This is a genomic window from Paenibacillus sp. TCA20 (genome assembly GCF_000732325.1).
Taxonomy (GTDB): domain Bacteria; phylum Bacillota; class Bacilli; order Paenibacillales; family Paenibacillaceae; genus Paenibacillus; species Paenibacillus urinalis.
In genome coordinates this window covers 96081-115501 of record NZ_BBIW01000015.1, presented here as the reverse complement: position 1 = coordinate 115501, position 19421 = coordinate 96081, and the positions used below count along the sequence as shown (strand labels likewise).

The following is a 19421-nucleotide window of genomic DNA, read 5'->3' as shown; positions in this document are numbered from 1 at the left end:
TTAGTGCTTTATTGTGTTGATTAATTTTGTTATAAGTAAATTAAGCAAGTCTCGTCTTGAAATCCTGGTATCCGAATTCGCGAACGACCTCACAATTACCGTCTTTACGTTTCACCGCAATAGCCGGCAATGGCATACCGTTAAACGTATTTGTCTTCACCATGGAATAGATCGCCATATCTCCGAATACCAGTCGGTCTCCGCCCTTCAGCGGCTGATCGAAAGAGTAATCTCCGATGACATCGCCCGACAAGCAGGTTTGCCCGCCAAGTCGATAGGTATATGGCTTCTCTCCCGGTTCACCGGAACCCAATAGAGGCGGACGGTAAGGCATTTCGAGTACATCCGGCATATGACAAGTTGCCGATGTATCAAGAATGGCAATATCCATCCCATTCTTGTGAAGATCCAGCACAGAAGTCACCAAGTAACCTGCGTTGAGGGCTACAGCTTCTCCCGGCTCCAGAATTACCTTAAGACCATACTTCTCCTGCATTCTTTTAATGCATGCTTCAAGTCTTGGGATATCATAATCTTCTCTCGTAATATGATGTCCACCGCCAAAATTGATCCATTCCATCTGTGGCAGCCACTGTCCAAACTTCTCTTCCACTGCATTCAGCGTCGTCTCTAAATCATCAGAGTTCTGCTGACATAGCGTATGGAAGTGAAGACCCGTCACGCCTTCGAGCAGCTCTGCACGGAAATCCTCGTGCTTCGCACCGAATCTCGAGCCTGGAGAACATGGATCGTAGATTTCGTGACCTTCCTGCGTGGAGCATTCCGGGTTAATACGAAGTCCAACTTGTCGTCCAGCCTTCAGCGCTCTATCCTTGAACTTCTCCAGCTGTGAGAAGGAATTAAAAATAATATGATCGCAGATCGAGATAATCTCATCGATCTCATCCTCACGGTAGGCAGGGGCAAACACATGGTTCTGCTTGCCCATCTCCTCATAGCCTAAACGTGCTTCGAACAAACCGCTCGCTGTTGCACCACACAAATATTTTCCGATCAGGGGATACATTGCAGTCATGGAAAATGCTTTTTGTGCAAGAATAATTTCGGCTCCTGTACGCTGCATAACACCATTCAGGATCTTCAGATTCTTCTCGATGAGTTCCTCATCGACGACAAAACAGGGTGTAGGTAGTTCCTCGAACTTCATCTTAGCGAACAGACTCCGATTTCTTAGCTTCCTCCGGCAATTGATCTACAAGCACCGGATTGAAATCTTCTACCCACGGAAGTCCCCATTTGTTCAACTCTTCCATGAATGGATCTGGATTGAATTCCTCTACATTGTATACGCCTGGTTTATTCCATTTACCAGTCATCACCATCGCTGCTCCGATCATCGCAGGAACACCCGTAGTGTAAGAAATCGCCTGGGAGCCTACTTCTTTGAAGCATTCTTGGTGATCACAGATATTGTAGACGTAGTAAGTCTTGTCTTGGCCATCTTTCTTCCCTTTGAAGATACAACCAATGTTCGTTTTACCTACTGTACGTGGTCCGAGCGAAGCGGGATCTGGCAATACCGCCTTCAGGAATTGCAATGGAATGATCTGCTTGCCTTCGAATTCGATCGGCTCGATCGAAGTCATGCCCACATTCTCAAGTGCCTTCAGATGTGTAAGGTAGCTTTGTCCAAATGTCATGAAGAAACGAATACGCTTCAGGCCAGGGATGTTCTTCGCCAGGGACTCAAGCTCTTCATGGTACAGAAGGTACATGTCCTTCTCACCTACTTCAGCAAAGTCGTATACACGTTTGATCTCCATCGGCTTGGTTTCGATCCATTCGCCATTCTCCCAGTATCTTCCGTTCGCCGAAACTTCACGGATGTTGATCTCAGGGTTGAAGTTCGTTGCGAACGGATAGCCGTGGTCGCCGCCGTTGCAATCCAGAATGTCGATATATTCAATTTCATCAAAGTAATGCTTAAGTGCATATGCTGAGAATACACCTGTTACGCCTGGGTCAAAGCCGCTTCCAAGAAGTGCAGTAATTCCTGCTTGCTCAAAGCGCTCTTTGTAATCCCATTGCCATTTGTATTCAAATTTCGCTGTATCTTCCGGCTCGTAATTCGCCGTATCCATGTAATGTGTCTTCGTTGCAAGACAAGCATCCATAATTGTTAGGTCTTGATATGGCAAAGCCAGGTTCATTACGATATCCGGTTTAACTTCGTTAATTAGAGCAATGAGTTCATCTACGTTGTTCGCATCGACCTGAGCTGTCGTAATTTTCGTTTTTCCGCCATCCAGTTTTGCTTTTAGCTCATCGCATTTCGATTTGGTACGACTCGCAATGCAAATTTCTTCGAATACTTCACTGTTCTGAACACATTTGTGAACTGCTACTGATGCTACGCCGCCGGCGCCAATAATAAGTGCTTTTCCCATTCTCATATCTCCTAACAAATTAAATTTTCAAGCCGTATTCAGTACAACCAAATCAGCCGAATGTATGCCACTTGTGAAATTTGCAAGAAAAGTATGGTATTCATAGCTTCTCAAAACAAAAAAGCAAGTGTAAAAATCGCATAATTGCGCATCACACTTGCTTACGATATATCGTAAATATTAAATAAGCATAATTACTCCATAACCATCCGAGATGGTCACATGAACATGAGAAGGCTCATTCATATTTATGAGTATATCAATAATGGATCAGAGTCTGTCAGCAAATAATTACTTTTTCCACTCTTATTGACCGTTTCACAAGTTGATGTGCAGTGCACAGGTTGTAAAGTAACCAACTTATAAAATTTGAGCTTTTAACTCAATCAATAAGGCAACGAAAGTTGCCGATCGGCATTTGACCCGGCTGTCCGTGTGGCCTTAACGTCCTACCTTTATCGTAGGAGTGGTCAAAATTATCTGCTGGAAAGATCCGTTACGATAATTAGCTTTCCATTTCACGCAAGGACTACAATAACAGATGTGATAAACTTATTCAAGAGTTTTCTAGAAAAAAAGAAAAATGATTGTTAATGACGCTGATTACCTAATAATTCTTCAAATCTAAATTCTCAAAGCTTGTACTAGGCACTCGATTGAGTCGCTCTGAACCATCCGCGTTTATTAGTTAAACACGGAATCTGGGACGTAATATACTTTTTGTGTATTTGTCTTGTTAACCGGATCGGGAACAATTGTGAAATAGACATTGCCGTTCTTGGTCTGGACCCCTTCGATCTCGTGGTTCCCTACATTCGTTATGTTCACGAGAGTTTTGAAGGTACCTGAGTTCGAAATCATCGCAATTTGAGGCGTATCTCCTTCAGCTCCACCCGATGTGTAAATCTCTGTACTACCCAGCATATCTGCTCCCTGAAAAGAACCATTCGGCCGGATAATGCCGCTTCCCGACTGAGTAAAGCTGCTGACACAGGCACTTACCGCCGCTGCGCTGTCCATCCGTACCTGCTCATTGCTGTCTAGAAGCTGATTCAATTTGGCAGTGTCATAGATCGACCATGTCACGGTACCTTCAGCGGTCTGGACTCGGAAGAAGGTATGTGTACTGTTGCCGCCTCCATCAACACGATAGGTGTCTCCTAGTCTAGCGCCTGTTTTATTCGCATAATTCATGTAGGTAAACCGGCGCAGATCCGTATAATCCACCGTGGTTCCTGCCGCATACTTAAGTCTTGCGACTTGCAGTGACCAGTAATAAGACGTGGAGGCATCCGCTTTTGAGCTGAAATAGAAATAATTCTCCCCATTGTACGTATACATGTCGAGCGTTTGGCAATGGCCGGTATTCGTTACCGTCATCTCGTCCACATAATTCGCGTTCGTGCCATCGATCAGCAGTCTCGACAGATAGCAAGTGCCTTTTGAGCGCTGGGTTACGTACAGATACTTGTCAGCAATATAAGCTTTTTGTACAACGACGTTGTGCTTCAATCCCTTAAGATTGTAGGCCAGCTTAGCTGAGGCATTAACTGTCTTCTGTGGCGATGCAGCCTGTGCAGGCAATACAGTCATACTGAACATGATGCAGGCAAGAAACAGTGATATCCATAATTTCATACTTCCCTTCGGCTTCTTTAACGCTTGCGACTTGAACATAGTACACCTCCATTTGGATGTGAGGATAGCTCGTCCAGCAGCATGTATGAGAACATCAGCACCAGTAGATATGGATCAGCTATCCAGTTATCACTATGTTCTGCTTATGTTTTCCGAATTCCTTGTTTATGTAAATTATGGTCTTGAATCCCTGTTAACTGCATGATGTCATGAACTCCTTAACCGAAGAAAAAGTCCAGAATGTTAGAGCCCTGCGAGGCTTTCTTGTTGTAAAATTCGGAATATCCGCAATTGTTGCAGAACACGACGATAAATTGATTGTTTTGAATATCAAACATTTTAGACAATCCTGTTCCCGTCATGGCTACTTCTTTACTGTCTGCGTTTTTACTTCCACATTTAATACAGCCTTTATTATTGTTCATGTTCATACAGCCTCCTAATTTCAAAATATAGATCTGTCATTGTTACCCGATCGTATACTTGCTCTGCTGAACAACCTTAAGCCATTCATTTGCAATAAGCTGGTGTCCAGCAGTTGTCGGATGAATTCCATCCCACACCCAATAGGCTGTATCTGCACGGTTCGCCGCTTGATTGAAGGTTTCTTGCAGAGGCACGAAAAGGGTATTGTAGTCTTCTGCTAAATGCCGAACGACACTGCGGTACTCGTCCATTTTTGAGCTCCACTCGCTCCAATCTTTATCCGTTGCTTCTGAATGCATTACAAACGGCTCACATAACACAATCCCTGTATCTGGCAATACTTCGCATGTCTCGTCCAGCAGCTGTCGATAGATTCGCTCATACCGGTCTGTAGCCCCCCGAGCACTGCCTGAAATGATACTGTGAGCGTCATTCACACCTACTAGCAGGCTAATCAGATCCGGCTGTAAGCTGATTGCATCCTCATTCCATCTGGCATAAACGTCAGATACGCGATTACCGCTGACCCCTCTATTCATAAAATACGGCTGAGACTCTGCATACTGGGAACCAAGCTGTGCAGCTATAATATATACATATCCATGTCCCAGTATGTGGTTCGGATCGAGGTTACGCCCCCAATTGCCGTCCGTTATCGAATCGCCTTGAAACAAAATTTTTCTTCGCTTGTTCTCCATCCTATTCACTCCGCTCTGCCCTCAAGATGTAATACGCTTCCATTGTCCTCTTCATTGTACATAAGGTCATTCATCCTGCCTAGTCTGTATATCGCTGTGAGCCCATGCTTAGAGTTCCTCATATGGAAGTGCGGGTTCGCGTCAATTGAATAAACTAGCAGCAATAACAAATACTATGGATTGCATCTATGACGAAAGCGGGTGTTTATATGGAATGGATATGGAAATCTCTCCTCTTAGTTATTGCCGGCGTGGTATTACTTCGTGTGGCAGGAAGAAAGTCGATCTCTCAAATGAGCGTAGCAACCACGGTAGTAATGATCTCTATTGGGACAACGATCGTCCAGCCCATAGCTAATGAGCACTTGGGGAAAGCAATCGGCTCAGCCAGCATCTTCATTCTGTCATTGCTGCTCCTTGAATACCTCCAGTATAGATTCAACTGGGTGGAAGAACTATTGTCAGGGAAAGCGAAGCTGGTCATTGAGAACGGACAATTAAGAACGGATAATTTACGATCCATGCGAATGACTGTCGATCAGCTGGAGGTAAGGCTTAGACAGAACGGGATCTCTCATCTATCCGATGTGAAGAACGCAACGATTGAATCTAATGGACATATCGGATATGAACTGATGCCGCATGCTAGACCGATTACAATGGCGGATATAGAGAAGCTAATGAATAATCTTAATCCGACAACTCAGGAGCAGCCACAAGCGGATGAAACACTTTTTGATGAAGTCAAACAAAACGGTCATCGCTCAGCGGTTGATCCAAAGCTTCAGTAAATTCTTAAAGCCCTTATTCGTTAACATGAATCGAGTTCCTGCTTAATCCTGCGATGACATATCGGTGTTACAGTTGGGTTGTACGTACACACATTGATAACACAAAGGATGATTAGACATATGGGAATTCACACTTACTTTCGTTCATTGAACGATCTTGAGCGCATCATACGCACACCTGGGAAGTTTAAATTTGAAGAGCACAGCGTGTCTGCGCATTCCTGGAAGGTAGTGCAATATGCCAAGACCCTGGCTGACATCGAGGAGCAGCATGGAGTCCACGTAGATTGGAAAAAGCTATACGAGATTACAAGCAGCCATGACTATGGCGAAATTTTTATCGGCGATATTAAGACCCCTGTCAAGCACTACTCTCTTGAGCTCCGCGCCATGCTGCAGCAGGTAGAAGAAGGCATGGTTCAGCACTTTATCGAGGAAAATATTCCCGAGGAATTTAAGTCGATCTTCCGCAGACAGCTTCGTGAAGGCAAAGACAATTCTGTTGAAGGGCTAATCCTAGAGGTGGCAGACAAGCTCGATCAGGTATATGAAGCGTTTGTAGAATTGCAAAGAGGTAACACAGAGAAGGAATTTGTTGCAATGTATCGCAATGCAATTGTGAAGATTAAGAATATCGACCTGCACTGTGTTCGTTATTTTCTGGAGCAGATCCTCCCCGACATTATCGACGAATGTATGACCTCCCCTTATGATATTAAGCAGATCACGAAGGAAGCCCTCGCTCAATAAAACCTCATAAATGAATTGGCAGCTCTCTAAAATTTCTCGCACGAAAAAAGCCGCGAAATCGCGACTTTCATACATAAAGGTTTTATACGAAATGATCACATGGTTTAACTACGGTTTGATGGCTGCAATCCGCAGTCTGCTGATGTCGATCATCCAATGACCATCCTTGTATAGCTCAGACCTCACTCGTTCTTCCACAGCATCATATATGAGCGCTTGGTGTTCAGCCGTAACCCCCCCGAATAGATAAGAAGAGAAGTTATCCATCCAGTTCCGAATCCCTAATCCCCCTTTTAACGTAGATTTACTGTCCATATGCTGAGCAAAAATGACCTTGAATCCCGTTTGCTCCAGCAGACTGGAATATTCACCGATTGTAGGATGATACCAAGGGTTTCTTCCCTCCCACTCGTATCCATACTGTTCCAGCTCTGCTCTGATTGCAGTCAGTATAATAGCGATATTACCGCTTGCCGCGAATTCCGCCACGAATCTGCCGCCATTCCGAAGGGCAGACCCGATGGAGCTGACGACTGCAGGTGCATCCTTGATCCAGTGCAGCACGGCATTCGAAAATACAGCATCATATGGAATTTCAGTTCTATAATACCGAGCATCTTCAACCGATAACTGCAGTTCAGGATAATTTAGCTTTGCCTTCGCTATGATTTCCTCTGAGGCATCAATTCCTGTTGGAATCGCGCCGGCAGCCGCAATCTTGGCCGTTAAATTCCCATTTCCGCAGCCTACGTCCAGTATTCGCTCTCCGGCTGCAGGCTGCAGCAAGGAGATCAGATCGTTGTTCTGGGGTCCAGAATGATTAGCCTGGTTCGCAGAAGCTTCAATATTCATTGACTCATCTCCTCTTATTGAAAGTGTTTATAGATATATAATATCTCTAATATGACGTTAGTGTATCCATCTTATGCAGCAAAGGTAGAAAGCTCGGTAGGAACTGTCTACCATGTCAGCATGTGCAATGTGAAATGTACAATCTTCATTCACCATGCGTTTTCTATTTTTCGCACAGTAGGAATGAATCCTTCCTTTAACTTTTTACTTGAAGCATCTTTGCGAGACTGGATATGGTCTGACTTCTCAGATGTTCTTCCATTTTGCCCTCTGCTTCCAGCACGACCTGCTGTATCAAGCACTCGGATCCGTGGTTTAAATTGCATTCGAACAAGGAAGTCGTTCCTTCTATTGCGTGTATAATATCAAGGAAAGAGATCTCTTCCCAGCCGCGTCTCAAGCTATATCCCCCGTTTGCTCCTGAGACCGATTCAATCATCCCTGCCTTGACCAGCTTCGTCAAGATCTTGGATAAATACGTGGAAGATACCTTCTGCCGCTCAGCCAGCTGCTGAACACCGACAGGCTTATCCGGAGTAGCCGCTGCTAGAAACAGCATCGTATGCAGAGCATAATTTGTTGCCTTGGAGTATTTCATTTGCCTATCATCGCCTCGATAAAAGATTTAATGAGTCCATAATACCTTTTATTTCAAGACAGCGTCAAGAAATCACCATGACTGTTCCCAGGCTTCTGCCAGCAATTCTGAATTAATTCCCGCAGCAGCCATGGAACCCATAGAAGCAGCCATAATAAGCTGGTACATCTGAGTTGCTGAATCTCCCGCACTATACACTCCGGGCACACTTGTCTTCCCGAATTTATCTACAACCACCGTTCCATCCTCGGCTGATTCACAGCCTAGAAGCTGAGGAAGGTCAGAGCCAATACCGAGTTCTGGAGCGAAGAAAATCCCGGTACATGGAATCATCGTGCCATCATCCAAACGAATACCTTCAACCATTCCGTTTATTCTCAGAAATAGGAGTATCAAATACCGGAATGTGATGTTTAAACAGCTGTTCTCTGTCCTCTGTCGACATCTTCTCATCTCCATTCGTGCAGATCGTGAAATCTCGAGTCCAGCCGGATAAGGTCTTCGCCAAATGCAATGCCTTGTCATGGCTGACAATAACGACCAGCTTCTGATCTCTAAGCTCCCAGCCATCGCAATAAGGACAGACAAAGGCGCTCTTCCCATATACCTCTGCCAATCCTTCCATTGGAAGTCGGATATCTCTCTTCCCAACCGCCAGCAGCACCTTTTTAGCATGATACGCTAAACCTTTATCCGTGGTAATTGTAAAATCCCCATCCGCTCCACTCGCAGACACGGCTGTATCCGTGGTGAAAGTTACGCTTGGATACGCCTCAATCTGCTCCTTTGCCACTCGCCGGAACTCATGCGGGGTAATTCCGTCTCGAGTGAGAAATCCGTGGGAGTGACGAGTCACTCTGTTCCGAGCCTCCTCGGCATCAATCACCAAGACCTTCTTTCTTGCTCGGCCCAACACAAGTGCAGCATTCAAGCCCGCAGGGCCGCCGCCAACAATAATGCAATCATAAGTCATATCTAAATCCCCTCTCTAAATATAAGATATTATAGATATTTTATATCTATAATTAGTACGTAAAAATGTGTCGCAGTGATGCTTACTGTCTCTCTCAATGCTTCTAGAATGCTGTTCATGCATTCTTGGTTATCCACTACAATCAATTATTATGGATATAATGTGTCTATAATAACTCTAATTAGATGTTTTTACAAGCAGGAATTTTCTCCTTAGGGTTAGAGGAAAGTTATAAACGACTCTATGCTGCACATAAAAACGTCATCTCCCCTGATTCAGCAAGGGAAAATGACGTTTCTGTTCCGTTTAATCCGGAATATTATATTACAGATTAATAAGGATCTGCCTCATGGCTCTTCTTCACCGCATCCTTGGTTGCTTGGTTTGCTGCCAGTGAGCCTTGTCCATATTTCGAAGAGCCTGATTCACGGCCAGGAAGCTTGCCTTCCTGCTCCATCTCACGCAGCTCTTTGACTTTCTTCTCAATGCCTTCTCTTACACGTCGGCCATAATCCTCATCTGCCTGCGTAAAATGCTCGACCATCGCCGTTTGAATTCTTGGGTCACATACCGCAAGTGCTTCAGACAGGTTCTTGATCAATTCATCACGTTCCCAGTCCTCAAAGCTGCGATACGTCTCCCCTGCCTGACCGTAGTTGTTAGGACGATCAATAGGCTCGCTCATCGCTGCAGCATTATACGTCGGACGGTGCTGAGGATGACCTTCTCTGCTCGCTTCCTGATACCCGCCGATCATGGACGGTTCATAGTTGATATGTGGGTTATCTCCGGATTCCTTCGGATCACGGATATCCATCTGTCCGCGATGCTGGTTCGTGCGAACCTCCGTTTTCGGTGCATTTACCGGAAGCTTAAGATAGTTCGCTCCTACACGATATCGCTGCGTATCAGAGTAGGAGAAGGTACGGCCCTGCAGCATTTTATCATCGGAGAAATCCATGCCGTCTACCAGCACACCTGTACCGAATGCGGCTTGTTCAATCTCCGCGTGAAAGTCTACCGGATTACGATCCAGCACCATTCTGCCTACCGGAAGCCATGGGAATTTATCTTCTGGCCACAGCTTCGTATCATCGAGCGGATCAAAGTCCAGCTCAGGATGATAGTCATCCTCCATGATCTGTACGAACAGCTCCCATTCAGGATAGTCGCCTCGTTCGATGGCTTCATACAAGTCCTGAGTCGCATGACCGACGTTCTTCGCCTGAATAGAATCGGCTTCCTCCTGGGTTAGGTTGCGAATCCCTTGTTTCGGCTCCCAATGATATTTTACAAGCACGGCCTCGCCTTTATCGTTGACCCATTTATAAGTATTAACCCCTGAGCCTTGCATATGGCGATATGTAGCCGGTATACCCCACGGAGAGAACAGGAATGTGATCATATGCGTCGCTTCAGGCGAGCGTGATACAAAGTCAAACATCCGCTGAGGATGAGAGACGTTCGAAGCAGGGTCCGCCTTAAAAGCATGAATCATATCAGGGAATTTCATGGCATCCCGGATAAAGAAGATCTTAAGGTTGTTACCTACGAGATCCCAGTTGCCGTCTTCCGTATACATTTTGACTGCAAATCCGCGGGGATCGCGGGCTGTCTCTGGAGAATCCTTCGCTCCTGCAACCGTGGAAAATCGAACCATCAGCGGGGTCTTCTTACCCGCGCCGGAGAATACTTTGGCCCGAGTATACTTCTCTACCGGCTCATCTCCTACTTTTCCGTACGTTTCGAAATATCCAAATGCTCCGGTTCCTCTAGCATGCACGACACGCTCAGGTACCTCTTCCCGGTCAAAATGAGAAATTTTTTCGATAAAATGATAGTTTTCAAGTGTGGCTGGCCCACGATTACCGATTGTACGAATGTTCTGATTATCCCTTACTGGATGACCTTGCCGCGTCGTCAGTGTCTCGCGCTGTACATCTTGCTCGCTTGATGCATTCTTGTCCTTGTTCTCTGCCAAAATGAAAACCTCCTTCAAAAATTTGTACTTTTTGCGGCTTGCAATGGAATATTTCTTCCATCTTAGAACTTCTTCACAAGAGACCTAACTCCTTCATGACGAACGTCATATTGGCCTCATTAATGTTTAAACTTAGAGAATTTTCATCAATCATGAAATGAATTAAGTTAGGATGAATCTTTCGTGAAGCAAAGATTAAGGTTATGAGGCTGAATGTTCAGCTTCCACAGACGCCAGGAAGTGCTGAATTTCTAATGTTGTGTCATTATAAGGCTTGTTCTCATGCCATCCATAATTAAAGAAGCCATGTCCCATGCCATCATAGGTTAGAAACGTAATGTTGTTGCCTGCTTGATTCATTTGCTCGACAAAGGTTTGATTCTGCGCGTAGAGTTCATCCGAGGTTCCACACATCCAGAGGGTAGGCGGCAGACATTTCTTAATATGATGAATAGGAGACAGATCTGTCGCAGTCTCTAGTAAATCAGGAAACAATCTGCCCATAATGTCCACCCCATCCATACCGGCTGCGAACACAATTAGGGCGTTCGGGATATGATTGGTACTGTTATCATCATTAAACTCTTCAAACATGATCGAGGATACAGCAGTATATCCACCAGCGGAGGCGCCGCACATGACAACGCGATTTGGATCTATACCGAGCTCCGTCGCATGGCTTCTGATCCATCCTACTGCCGACTTGGCATCACAGATCGCTTGCATGGGAGTAAAGCCTTCATCATGGCCGTTTCGATAATCAACACAGATTGCAACAATACCCCGAGAAGCTAAATACCGTGCCTGATTCTGAAATTGAGCTGGTGATAAAGGACCCTTTTTGAAACTCCCTCCATTAAAAAACAAGATGGCTGTCCTATTCTTAGCTGAATTATCGGGATGTTCAGACTCAAATATGTACAGGCTCAGTTTACGTTTTCCGACCGTTTTGTAGGTAACTTGTTTTACAGGATAATCGAACTCAATTACACGCATATTCATTCCTCCCCATTCGTTGTAGACTCATTGCTACACACCATATTTTACCATAATAGATGTAAATAAAAGGAATCATCTGCATACAATAAAAGCGAAAAAGCCATGCAGTTCCTCTGCATGGCTAGATTATAACTATAGTGCTTGCAGCTTTATTTTGCCGCATTTCTTCGCATACTTGCCGTCGTTCCTCCATCTACGAGCAAGTCCGTCCCCGAAATATACGATGCCTGGCTGCTGCACAAGAATTCTACGGCAGAAGCGATTTCATCTGGCTCCCCTTCTCGTCCAAGCGGCGTTCTCGCCAGCATTTCTTTCATCACTTCCTGCTGTGCAGACTCCTGTCTTCCCATTGGCGTGTTGATGATTCCCGGAGATAGAGAGACAATGCGTGCTCCCTTCTGTCCCCAGTCCCATGCCTGATCTTCCACCATGAGCATGACGCCTAGTTTGGAGAAGCCGTAGGCCGCACCTGAATTGCCCTGAGCAAATCTTTCCATCTGCTCAACATAGTCCGGAGCCAGCGGATTGATTAAGATCTGGTTATACGCTTCATTACGAGGAACAGAGTGGCCAGATGAAGATGCAATACACACGGCAACCGTTCCAGGAACTGCGAATGGTAAAAACGCTTTCAAAATTAACGCTGTGCCAATCGCGTTGACTTCTAATATTCTCTTCGAGTCACCCATGGTTGGGGACAAGCCAGCCGTATGAATCATTGCACCTAACTGTCCAAGCTCCGCAGCGGATGCAGCCAATTCATTGATCTGCTGTTCATTCGAAATATCTACTGTTCTTGTAGTTACTTCTGTGATCCCTTGTGCAGCCAAATCCCCTTTGGTCTGAGCCAAACGATCCTCGTTAACATCCACAAGAAGCAGCTTGCCCTGCTTCCCCATTCGGCTCGCGATCGCTCTTCCCATACCACCCGTGCCACCTGTAATGACGAATACCTTGTCCATATCTTTTTGCCTCCCTATGTGTAATAAAGTAGAATAATTGGTGAACATATCTCTATTGTAATAGAGCTTATTTTACATACTCAATTTACAATATGGCGCCAAGTGTTCAGTTTAGCAAGGAAGGATACTTCAGAATGCATAGTACTGATGAGCACACCCTCTCCGCCAAATCTCTAATTGCTGAAGCGCTGCTCAAGCTGCTTTCCCTACAGCCCTTTGATAAAATCTCGGTCCGAGCCATTGTGCACAAAGCAGGTGTCAGCCGGACAACATTCTATCTTCATTATCAAGATAAGTACGATTTATACGACCAGTTAACCAAACAGATTACTACAGAGTTTATGAATCTATATGGTGCCAGCACGGATGAGCAGATGGAGTCTAACGTTCGTATGGAATTACAAGATAAAAAGGATCTCCTGCCTGTGACCATCGCCATATTTGATCATGTGCGGCATTATGCTGATTTTTACCGTGAACGCTATGAAGATCCTGCCTTCATCTTTCAGCTGTCAGAACAGCTCTCCACACGGATGAAACGGATTTTTCTGGACGAATTCTATGCCATCTTTCTCGCATATGGTACTGTAGGATATATTGGGCGGTGGCTCAAGGACGGACTAAAGAGCAGCTCCCATGAAATTGCCAATCAACTAACAGGCGTCGCCATCTCTTCGCTGCATCAGGCACGTCAATAATTAAAAATACAAAAGGCCGCTTAGTAGCGGCCGGTGTTACGAATAGGTGGTCAGGTAGATGTACGTCGAGCTAAAAGTGTATATTTTTCATCGCACTTGAGTCTAGCTGATGTTGTTTCTTCGTATAAACCATCATCAGCGGAATACTGATCGCAAACGCTCCAGCCACAAGCAGGAATGGAATTCGCGGATCTATTCCGTATGCCCAGCCGCCAATGACGCCGGAAGGTGAAATAACGATCAGGATGAGGACCTGGAGCAGAGCAAATATTTTGGCGCGGTTCTCATCGTCAATCGCATTCGCCACGGCCGTTTCCAAATAAGGATACGTCATCATCGTACCGATCGCCGCAACGATCGTGCTGACACTGAGCAGGATAAGGTCACCTTTTGGCGCCACAACCAGAATGACATTCGATAAAACAGAAATGATAAATCCCCACACCATGATACGGTTCACCTGCGATTCAGCAATCCGGGGCATGATCCATCGCATGAACATGAGCATGATAATGGAGGAGAACGCCGGGAACACAGAAATCAGCCCGCTCCCTAGCTGCAAATATTCAACCATAAAGATGGAAATATACGTCGTCTTGACTGTCGTTTGAAAATTAAACAAAATATAGACCGCGAATATGATGAGGAGCAGCGGACTGCGGAGCATCACTTTCAGCACGGACAAGTAATCGGACATCCCCTCTTTGATACTCATTGACTTGGCTTCCTTCATTTTACGATAGCCTATATCCGTCTCCCTCGTCGCATAATGGCGACCAATAAACTGAATCGTCATCATAATACACGCCAGAACGAACATGATACGAACCCCAGGTACAAGGGAGAAATGGTACACCAGAAGTCCCCCAATCGGAGCGAACAATCCGCCTACCACACTAATTAACTGCAGTAAAGTAAATACGTATGTTCTTTCTTTAGGAGCCGTATCCTCAACGAGCAGACAGTAGAACGCGGTATGAGGAACCTTTTGAAAACCGTTCACGATCGCGGCGATCACGAAAAACCAGAAATTTTGCGAGACTGCCCACAGCAGTGTAGCGACGCTCCAGCTAAGTACATCAAAATAGAGCAATGCACGCTTACGCCCCATTCGGTCTGTGAGGTATCCGCTGAGGAAGGAAGAGAGTACTTGCACGAGCAGTCCGATGGTAGTGATCCAGCCGATTCCCGTCTCGGTTACTCCGAGCTCATACATGAAGATCGAGCTATACGTCACAAACATGCTGTACGGAATCAGAAACAGCGGTTCATAGATGAGACAGCCCTTCGCATTGCCAGTCAATTGACGAAATGAGTTAGAAGCCATATGTTCCTCCGGATATGTAAGAAATCGAATGATAGAATGATGATCACGTTTTTAAAGTGATAGAAACAATTAACTAGTAATGAAAGCTGCTTTATACTTGATCAGATACTCATTTTCAAGCTTTAAATTGTTTAATAACATGGTCCAATATTCCCTTAACTCACGGTAACTCATTGTATGTAGCTCATCGTTGTTCAGTTTATCTGTAAGATAATTCATGTCTGTTAACCAAGTTTCCATTAGTATCAATGCTTCTTCGTCGGAACCATTTTCGCTCTCTAATAATCTGCCTAACTCTGTAGTTCCGTAAAATCCAAATAAAGTGCCTAACTCTCTATACCGTTCGTCTTCTGGTTCTACAGTCTCCAGCGTATGAGTTGATAGTTCCAAGCTCCAATGAATAGCAGTCACATATTCTGCTTTCTCTTGTAGAGACAAATCTTTATATTTCCTTTGGAGAATATCACCAAATCGATACGCATATTCAACCCCTTTCTGAACCTTCTCAAACTGTGCTTGTTCTTTGTCTCTTAGCTGTTGGAAGAAATAAATATTAACTATTACGGACAAGATGAGTGCGATGATGAGCAGATGCTTCGCCTTCATTTTTGCTATCCTGACCCTCTCCTTATTGAAACAGTGCGAATCCATATCAAAGAAGATTGACTGTATCATCATGTTATCTTCCATAAAATGACTTCGTATCCTTTTGAAGTCTATCATAATAACAAACGGAACTAAATGGTTAATGACATAAAAAAAGCCGCTGTGTGCAGCGGCTGATTACCATTATATTCAAGAACGATTAAACATAACTCTTTGTATACCAATGCTCGGGAATAATATCTTTTTCAAGCTCAAGCAGTTCTTCAATGATACGGTCAGCGTCTGCAATCGAATGCACCAAAGGATCTATCAGCATCGCTCTTCTAAGCTTCTCCCGGCTGCCTTCAATGACCGCTTCGGCAGTTAGTTCATGAGTGTCCAGGACAAGCTCTTGCATTCCTCGGATTCCTCTCGGCATCTCACCTACAGGCAGCGGCTTGACCCCATTCATGTCAACTTCACATAGCAGCTCCAGAAAAGCATCATCGTTCATATTAGTCACTGCACCCTGGTTGAGAGTATTTATGTAGAACGGCTTGCCTAATCCCCCAACCATATTTTCTATAATATCAGTTGCATGATCTGGACCAAATGAAGTCATATATTGTTCAATCGGTATTTGTCCGCTAATAAATTGGTCTACCTGCTCCCACATTTCCTCGTGGCGCTTGTAGCGGTCTTCTGTCTCCCAAATGGATAGCGGCGGTATCGCATTCTTCGTTTTACCAAGTCCCTGGTAGTAAGAAACATATTCCTTTGTATGCGCAGTACAAGTTGGAACATATCCAAAAATATCGTACAATTCGTAGCTTATTGCGTCATTAAACAGTGCCTTAGCACCGGTATCTCCACCCACGGTTTCTGTCTCTGCCGAACGCTTCAGTGATTCAGCAATATCAGGGAGTACATTGCGTCCTTCATACTCTGCCTTAAGCAGCCAAGTGAAGTGATTTACACCTGCGATCTGCAGATCGAACTTGCTGTCGATTTCTGCTGTATACTCGTTTTTGTTGTTAATAATCCCTGCTCTCTCCGCATATATGATCTTCTTGTGAGGCATATGATGGGAATCACATAGAGCAAAGCTCTTGAGGCTTGGCGCATACCTATTTAACGCAATTCCATGTACGGTAGAAGGATTAATGTAATTGATCACCCATGCTTCTGGACAGAGCTCTTCAATGTCCTTAGCACATTCCATGATGACAGGCAGCTCACGCATCGCCCGAAATATACCGCCGGGTCCAATGGTATCTCCTGAACACATTCGAATCCCATATTTCTCGGAGATGGCGCAATCGATGCCCCGATACTTTACGGTATCCTCTGCGAAGCTGAGTACGACAAAGTCTGCATCCTTCAGCACGAGCCTGCGATCTGTGGAGCCCTCAATCTTCAGATCTACCTTATTCGCCTGTACAACCATCTTGGCGAGCTGAACCAGCTTGTGCAAGCGCTCTTCATTCGTATCCACCAAGGCAAGCGTCCCTGTGTTCAGATGCTCGGAATGAACCATTTGCCAGATCGACTGCCGTCCAAAAAACAAGCTTCCTGCGCCGAGCACGACGACTTTCGGATTTTGAATACTCATGACATCATCTCCTCCATTCAATAACTATATTTTAGAATTGAACATTCAATATCTGAATGCCTCAGAGTATTCTAAACATGTCATTTAGTACGATAATGATATACCATTAGTAACCTATGATATATTGAATATACAAGTGATATGTCTAATGGTATGGGAGAATGTGAATATGAATAACTTCAGTATTTTCAGAGATTTATCAGAGCATATCGTGCTGCGAATTAATTCATGCAGAGAAGTTCATCATTTGAGTGGTTGGATCGAGACCAAGCAGCATCATGATTACGACTTGTGGTACGTCCAAGAAGGGCAGATTGAGATTCGCACAAATGATTCCGTACATTTGGCCTCAGCCGGAGATTTAGTTCTCTTTAATCCAAAGGTAGCTTACACCGCTTCGAATCTTGGCGACGATTGCAGGTTTCTCTACACCCATTTTGACTTTGGTTTGGGGGATCAGCTTCGAATCTTGGATCAGTTTCAGCTGGCGGGTGTCATGGCAAGCACTCTTGTCCCAGAGGAAATCAGCCTGTTCTTGAAAGCTTATAAGGAACATCAGCTTGGCTCATCCATGTCAGGAATTCATTTAAAAGGCTGCCTTACGATCTTAGTCGCTAAGATCCTGGAATGTTATGAGCAAGGAGAATATGTAGGCCAATTCGCTAACCCTGCTCCCGAACGCAAAAGAATTACGAGCCTGCAATCCCTTCAGCCTGTACTGGATCATATTCAAGAACAAATACATATGCCGCTCCGTGCGCGGGAACTTGCTGTAATGGCAGGTATGTCGGAGAAATATTTCATTTCCTACTTCAAACAGGCATTGGGGATTACTCCGGGGCTATATATCTATCAGCTAAAAATGAATCGCGCCCGCGAGCTGCTGTACAGCAAGCAGTATACAGTCCAGCAAATCGCTGGCTTACTCGGATATCCAGATCCGTATAGCTTCTCGAAGGCGTTCAAGAAGTATTATAACGTTCCGCCTTCCAAGTTTGATTGAAGCACACATAGCAAAAAGCACCGATTCAGTTAAGAATCGATGCTTCCTTTTTTAATGAAATGAAGTTGTTCCGCCCATGGGTGTTTGGGTTTGCGCTGGAGCGTATCCATTTTGCATTTGTGTCATATCCTGCTGTGTTAGCTGTGGTACTTGGTAGTAGCCATGCTTATTTTGATACAGCGAAATTTCATATGCCATCTCGATACAGTTCGGAACCGAGTCAGCCAGCACACGACGCACCACCGGATTGGTTGATTCTAATGCAGCCATCGTTTTCGCTGTTGCACCGGACTTAACTGAATGCAGCATGCTGCAGGAAATGACTTCATCATTAATCTCAGCTGCAGATTGAATCGGCTTGTTCGGTTGAGTTGGCTGTACTCCGTAAGTAAAATCATTCCCTTGATGCATTTTGTAGCTCTGAGTCGGCATCGATGGATCTTGTCCTGATTTAAAGCACTCTAACGTCGTATTGTACTCATCCGCCATAAACTGCTTCTGGCGCTGCATGATATCTCTCAGCTCAGGATCTTGGACGTGCTGACTCAGTATGGTGTACGTGTTAAGGGTTGTGACAGCCCCTGCCAGTACTTCGTGCACATCGAACATTTCATGTCCACCATGGTTCATTTGCGGTGATACTGCACCCGTTTGCATATTTTGGTGATTGGGCTGGAATTGCATTTACGTAATCCTCCTCTTATTGGCCAAGCATATCTCGTGATTTTATTGGATCGAAGCATTGTTCAAACCAAGGATATTATGAAGTCGTTTGGTCCAAAATATTCAGGAGATCGAAACATCTTATTTGGAGGAATTCGTTGTGGGATACATATTCGGGATCTTGTACTTTCTTTTTGGTTTTTGTTTTTACGTTAAAAGGGATCTGGCTTTAATTTTTATTGTAATGATGAAAATCCTAAAGTTATATGTAAAAAAAATGTGATAATTTAACTCTCCTTTTTGACTCCGAACTTCTATATTATTCGGCTGTGCGTCTGGTTTCCTTCACTCGCAAATCGGCGGCTTTCAGTGGAGAGCAAAAAAATACATAAATTATTCCATTATAAATCAAGAAATGTTATTGTTTATTTATACGTACATATTATAAATTTTTCTT

18 protein-coding genes and 1 pseudogene are annotated in these 19421 nt (G+C 44.6%); 4 read left to right on the top strand and 15 right to left on the bottom strand.

Annotation, left to right across the window (positions count from 1 at the left end):
• Positions 1-40 precede the first annotated feature (40 nt).
• From nspC to TCA2_RS22585, 5 genes are all read right to left on the bottom strand, one after another.
• Entirely contained in the window at positions 41-1168 is a 1128-nt protein-coding gene (gene nspC / locus TCA2_RS22605; protein WP_047913864.1) for a carboxynorspermidine decarboxylase, read from the bottom strand.
• 1 nt (position 1169) lies between these two features.
• Positions 1170-2408, bottom strand: coding sequence for a saccharopine dehydrogenase family protein (locus TCA2_RS22600; RefSeq protein ID WP_047913863.1), 1239 nt, complete (start codon positions 2406-2408; stop codon positions 1170-1172).
• Positions 2409-3092: 684 nt separating this feature from the next.
• Positions 3093-4046, bottom strand: a complete 954-nt coding sequence (locus tag TCA2_RS22595) for a helveticin J family class III bacteriocin (protein WP_238546490.1) — start codon at positions 4044-4046, stop codon at positions 3093-3095.
• A gap of 218 nt (positions 4047-4264) precedes the next feature.
• Complete coding sequence (locus tag TCA2_RS22590) at positions 4265-4471, bottom strand: zinc ribbon domain-containing protein (RefSeq protein WP_047913861.1); 207 nt, start codon at positions 4469-4471, stop codon at positions 4265-4267.
• A 42-nt stretch (positions 4472-4513) separates the two neighbouring features.
• On the bottom strand, positions 4514-5170 hold the full coding sequence (locus TCA2_RS22585; RefSeq protein WP_047913860.1) for an SGNH/GDSL hydrolase family protein: 657 nt from the start codon (positions 5168-5170) through the stop codon (positions 4514-4516).
• Positions 5171-5379: 209 nt separating this feature from the next.
• Here TCA2_RS22585 and TCA2_RS22580 point away from each other — a divergent pair, with 209 nt between their 5' ends.
• Both TCA2_RS22580 and TCA2_RS22575 read left to right on the top strand, forming a co-directional pair.
• Positions 5380-5961 carry a DUF421 domain-containing protein gene (locus TCA2_RS22580; RefSeq protein WP_047913877.1) on the top strand — a complete coding sequence of 194 codons (582 nt, stop codon included), beginning with the start codon at positions 5380-5382 and terminating at the stop codon, positions 5959-5961.
• Positions 5962-6081: 120 nt separating this feature from the next.
• The gene (locus tag TCA2_RS22575) at positions 6082-6711 is read left to right on the top strand and encodes a YfbR-like 5'-deoxynucleotidase (protein WP_047913859.1); all 630 of its coding nucleotides are present in this window, start codon (positions 6082-6084) and stop codon (positions 6709-6711) included.
• A gap of 108 nt (positions 6712-6819) precedes the next feature.
• Here TCA2_RS22575 and TCA2_RS22570 read toward each other — a convergent pair whose 3' ends face one another.
• The 6 genes and pseudogenes from TCA2_RS22570 to TCA2_RS22545 all read right to left on the bottom strand — a co-directional run bounded on the left by TCA2_RS22570 (position 6820) and on the right by TCA2_RS22545 (position 13076).
• On the bottom strand, positions 6820-7563 hold the full coding sequence (locus tag TCA2_RS22570; protein ID WP_047913858.1) for a trans-aconitate 2-methyltransferase: 744 nt from the start codon (positions 7561-7563) through the stop codon (positions 6820-6822).
• A gap of 196 nt (positions 7564-7759) precedes the next feature.
• The gene (locus tag TCA2_RS22565; RefSeq protein WP_047913857.1) at positions 7760-8161 is read right to left on the bottom strand and encodes an RrF2 family transcriptional regulator; all 402 of its coding nucleotides are present in this window, start codon (positions 8159-8161) and stop codon (positions 7760-7762) included.
• 72 nt (positions 8162-8233) lie between these two features.
• Positions 8234-9134 (bottom strand): annotated as a pseudogene (locus tag TCA2_RS22560) (NAD(P)/FAD-dependent oxidoreductase).
• Between the two features lie 331 nt (positions 9135-9465).
• Positions 9466-11115, bottom strand: coding sequence for a catalase (locus tag TCA2_RS22555; protein WP_047913856.1), 1650 nt, complete (start codon positions 11113-11115; stop codon positions 9466-9468).
• 201 nt (positions 11116-11316) lie between these two features.
• Positions 11317-12111 (bottom strand): alpha/beta hydrolase, encoded by a 795-nt coding sequence (locus TCA2_RS22550; RefSeq protein WP_047913855.1) that lies wholly within the window; start codon positions 12109-12111, stop codon positions 11317-11319.
• 152 nt (positions 12112-12263) lie between these two features.
• Entirely contained in the window at positions 12264-13076 is an 813-nt protein-coding gene (locus tag TCA2_RS22545; protein ID WP_047913854.1) for an SDR family oxidoreductase, read from the bottom strand.
• 134 nt (positions 13077-13210) lie between these two features.
• Here TCA2_RS22545 and TCA2_RS26400 point away from each other — a divergent pair, with 134 nt between their 5' ends.
• Positions 13211-13774, top strand: a complete 564-nt coding sequence (locus tag TCA2_RS26400; protein WP_052512273.1) for a TetR/AcrR family transcriptional regulator C-terminal domain-containing protein — start codon at positions 13211-13213, stop codon at positions 13772-13774.
• 70 nt (positions 13775-13844) lie between these two features.
• Here the strand turns inward: TCA2_RS26400 and TCA2_RS22535 are convergent, their stop codons facing one another.
• From TCA2_RS22535 to TCA2_RS22525, 3 genes are all read right to left on the bottom strand, one after another.
• Positions 13845-15101: an MFS transporter gene (locus tag TCA2_RS22535; protein ID WP_047913853.1), complete on the bottom strand. Its 1257-nt coding sequence runs from the start codon at positions 15099-15101 to the stop codon at positions 13845-13847.
• Between the two features lie 69 nt (positions 15102-15170).
• Complete coding sequence (locus TCA2_RS22530; RefSeq protein ID WP_047913852.1) at positions 15171-15791, bottom strand: hypothetical protein; 621 nt, start codon at positions 15789-15791, stop codon at positions 15171-15173.
• Positions 15792-15906: 115 nt separating this feature from the next.
• A complete protein-coding gene (locus TCA2_RS22525; protein WP_047913851.1) occupies positions 15907-17298 on the bottom strand; it encodes a glycoside hydrolase family 4 in 1392 nt (463 codons plus the stop codon).
• A gap of 169 nt (positions 17299-17467) precedes the next feature.
• On the opposite strand from TCA2_RS22525, the gene TCA2_RS22520 reads away from it, so the two are divergent.
• Positions 17468-18301, top strand: coding sequence for an AraC family transcriptional regulator (locus TCA2_RS22520; protein ID WP_238546485.1), 834 nt, complete (start codon positions 17468-17470; stop codon positions 18299-18301).
• A gap of 51 nt (positions 18302-18352) precedes the next feature.
• Here TCA2_RS22520 and TCA2_RS22515 read toward each other — a convergent pair whose 3' ends face one another.
• Positions 18353-18985 (bottom strand): spore coat protein, encoded by a 633-nt coding sequence (locus TCA2_RS22515; RefSeq protein WP_047913849.1) that lies wholly within the window; start codon positions 18983-18985, stop codon positions 18353-18355.
• Between the last annotated feature and the right edge of the window lie 436 nt (positions 18986-19421).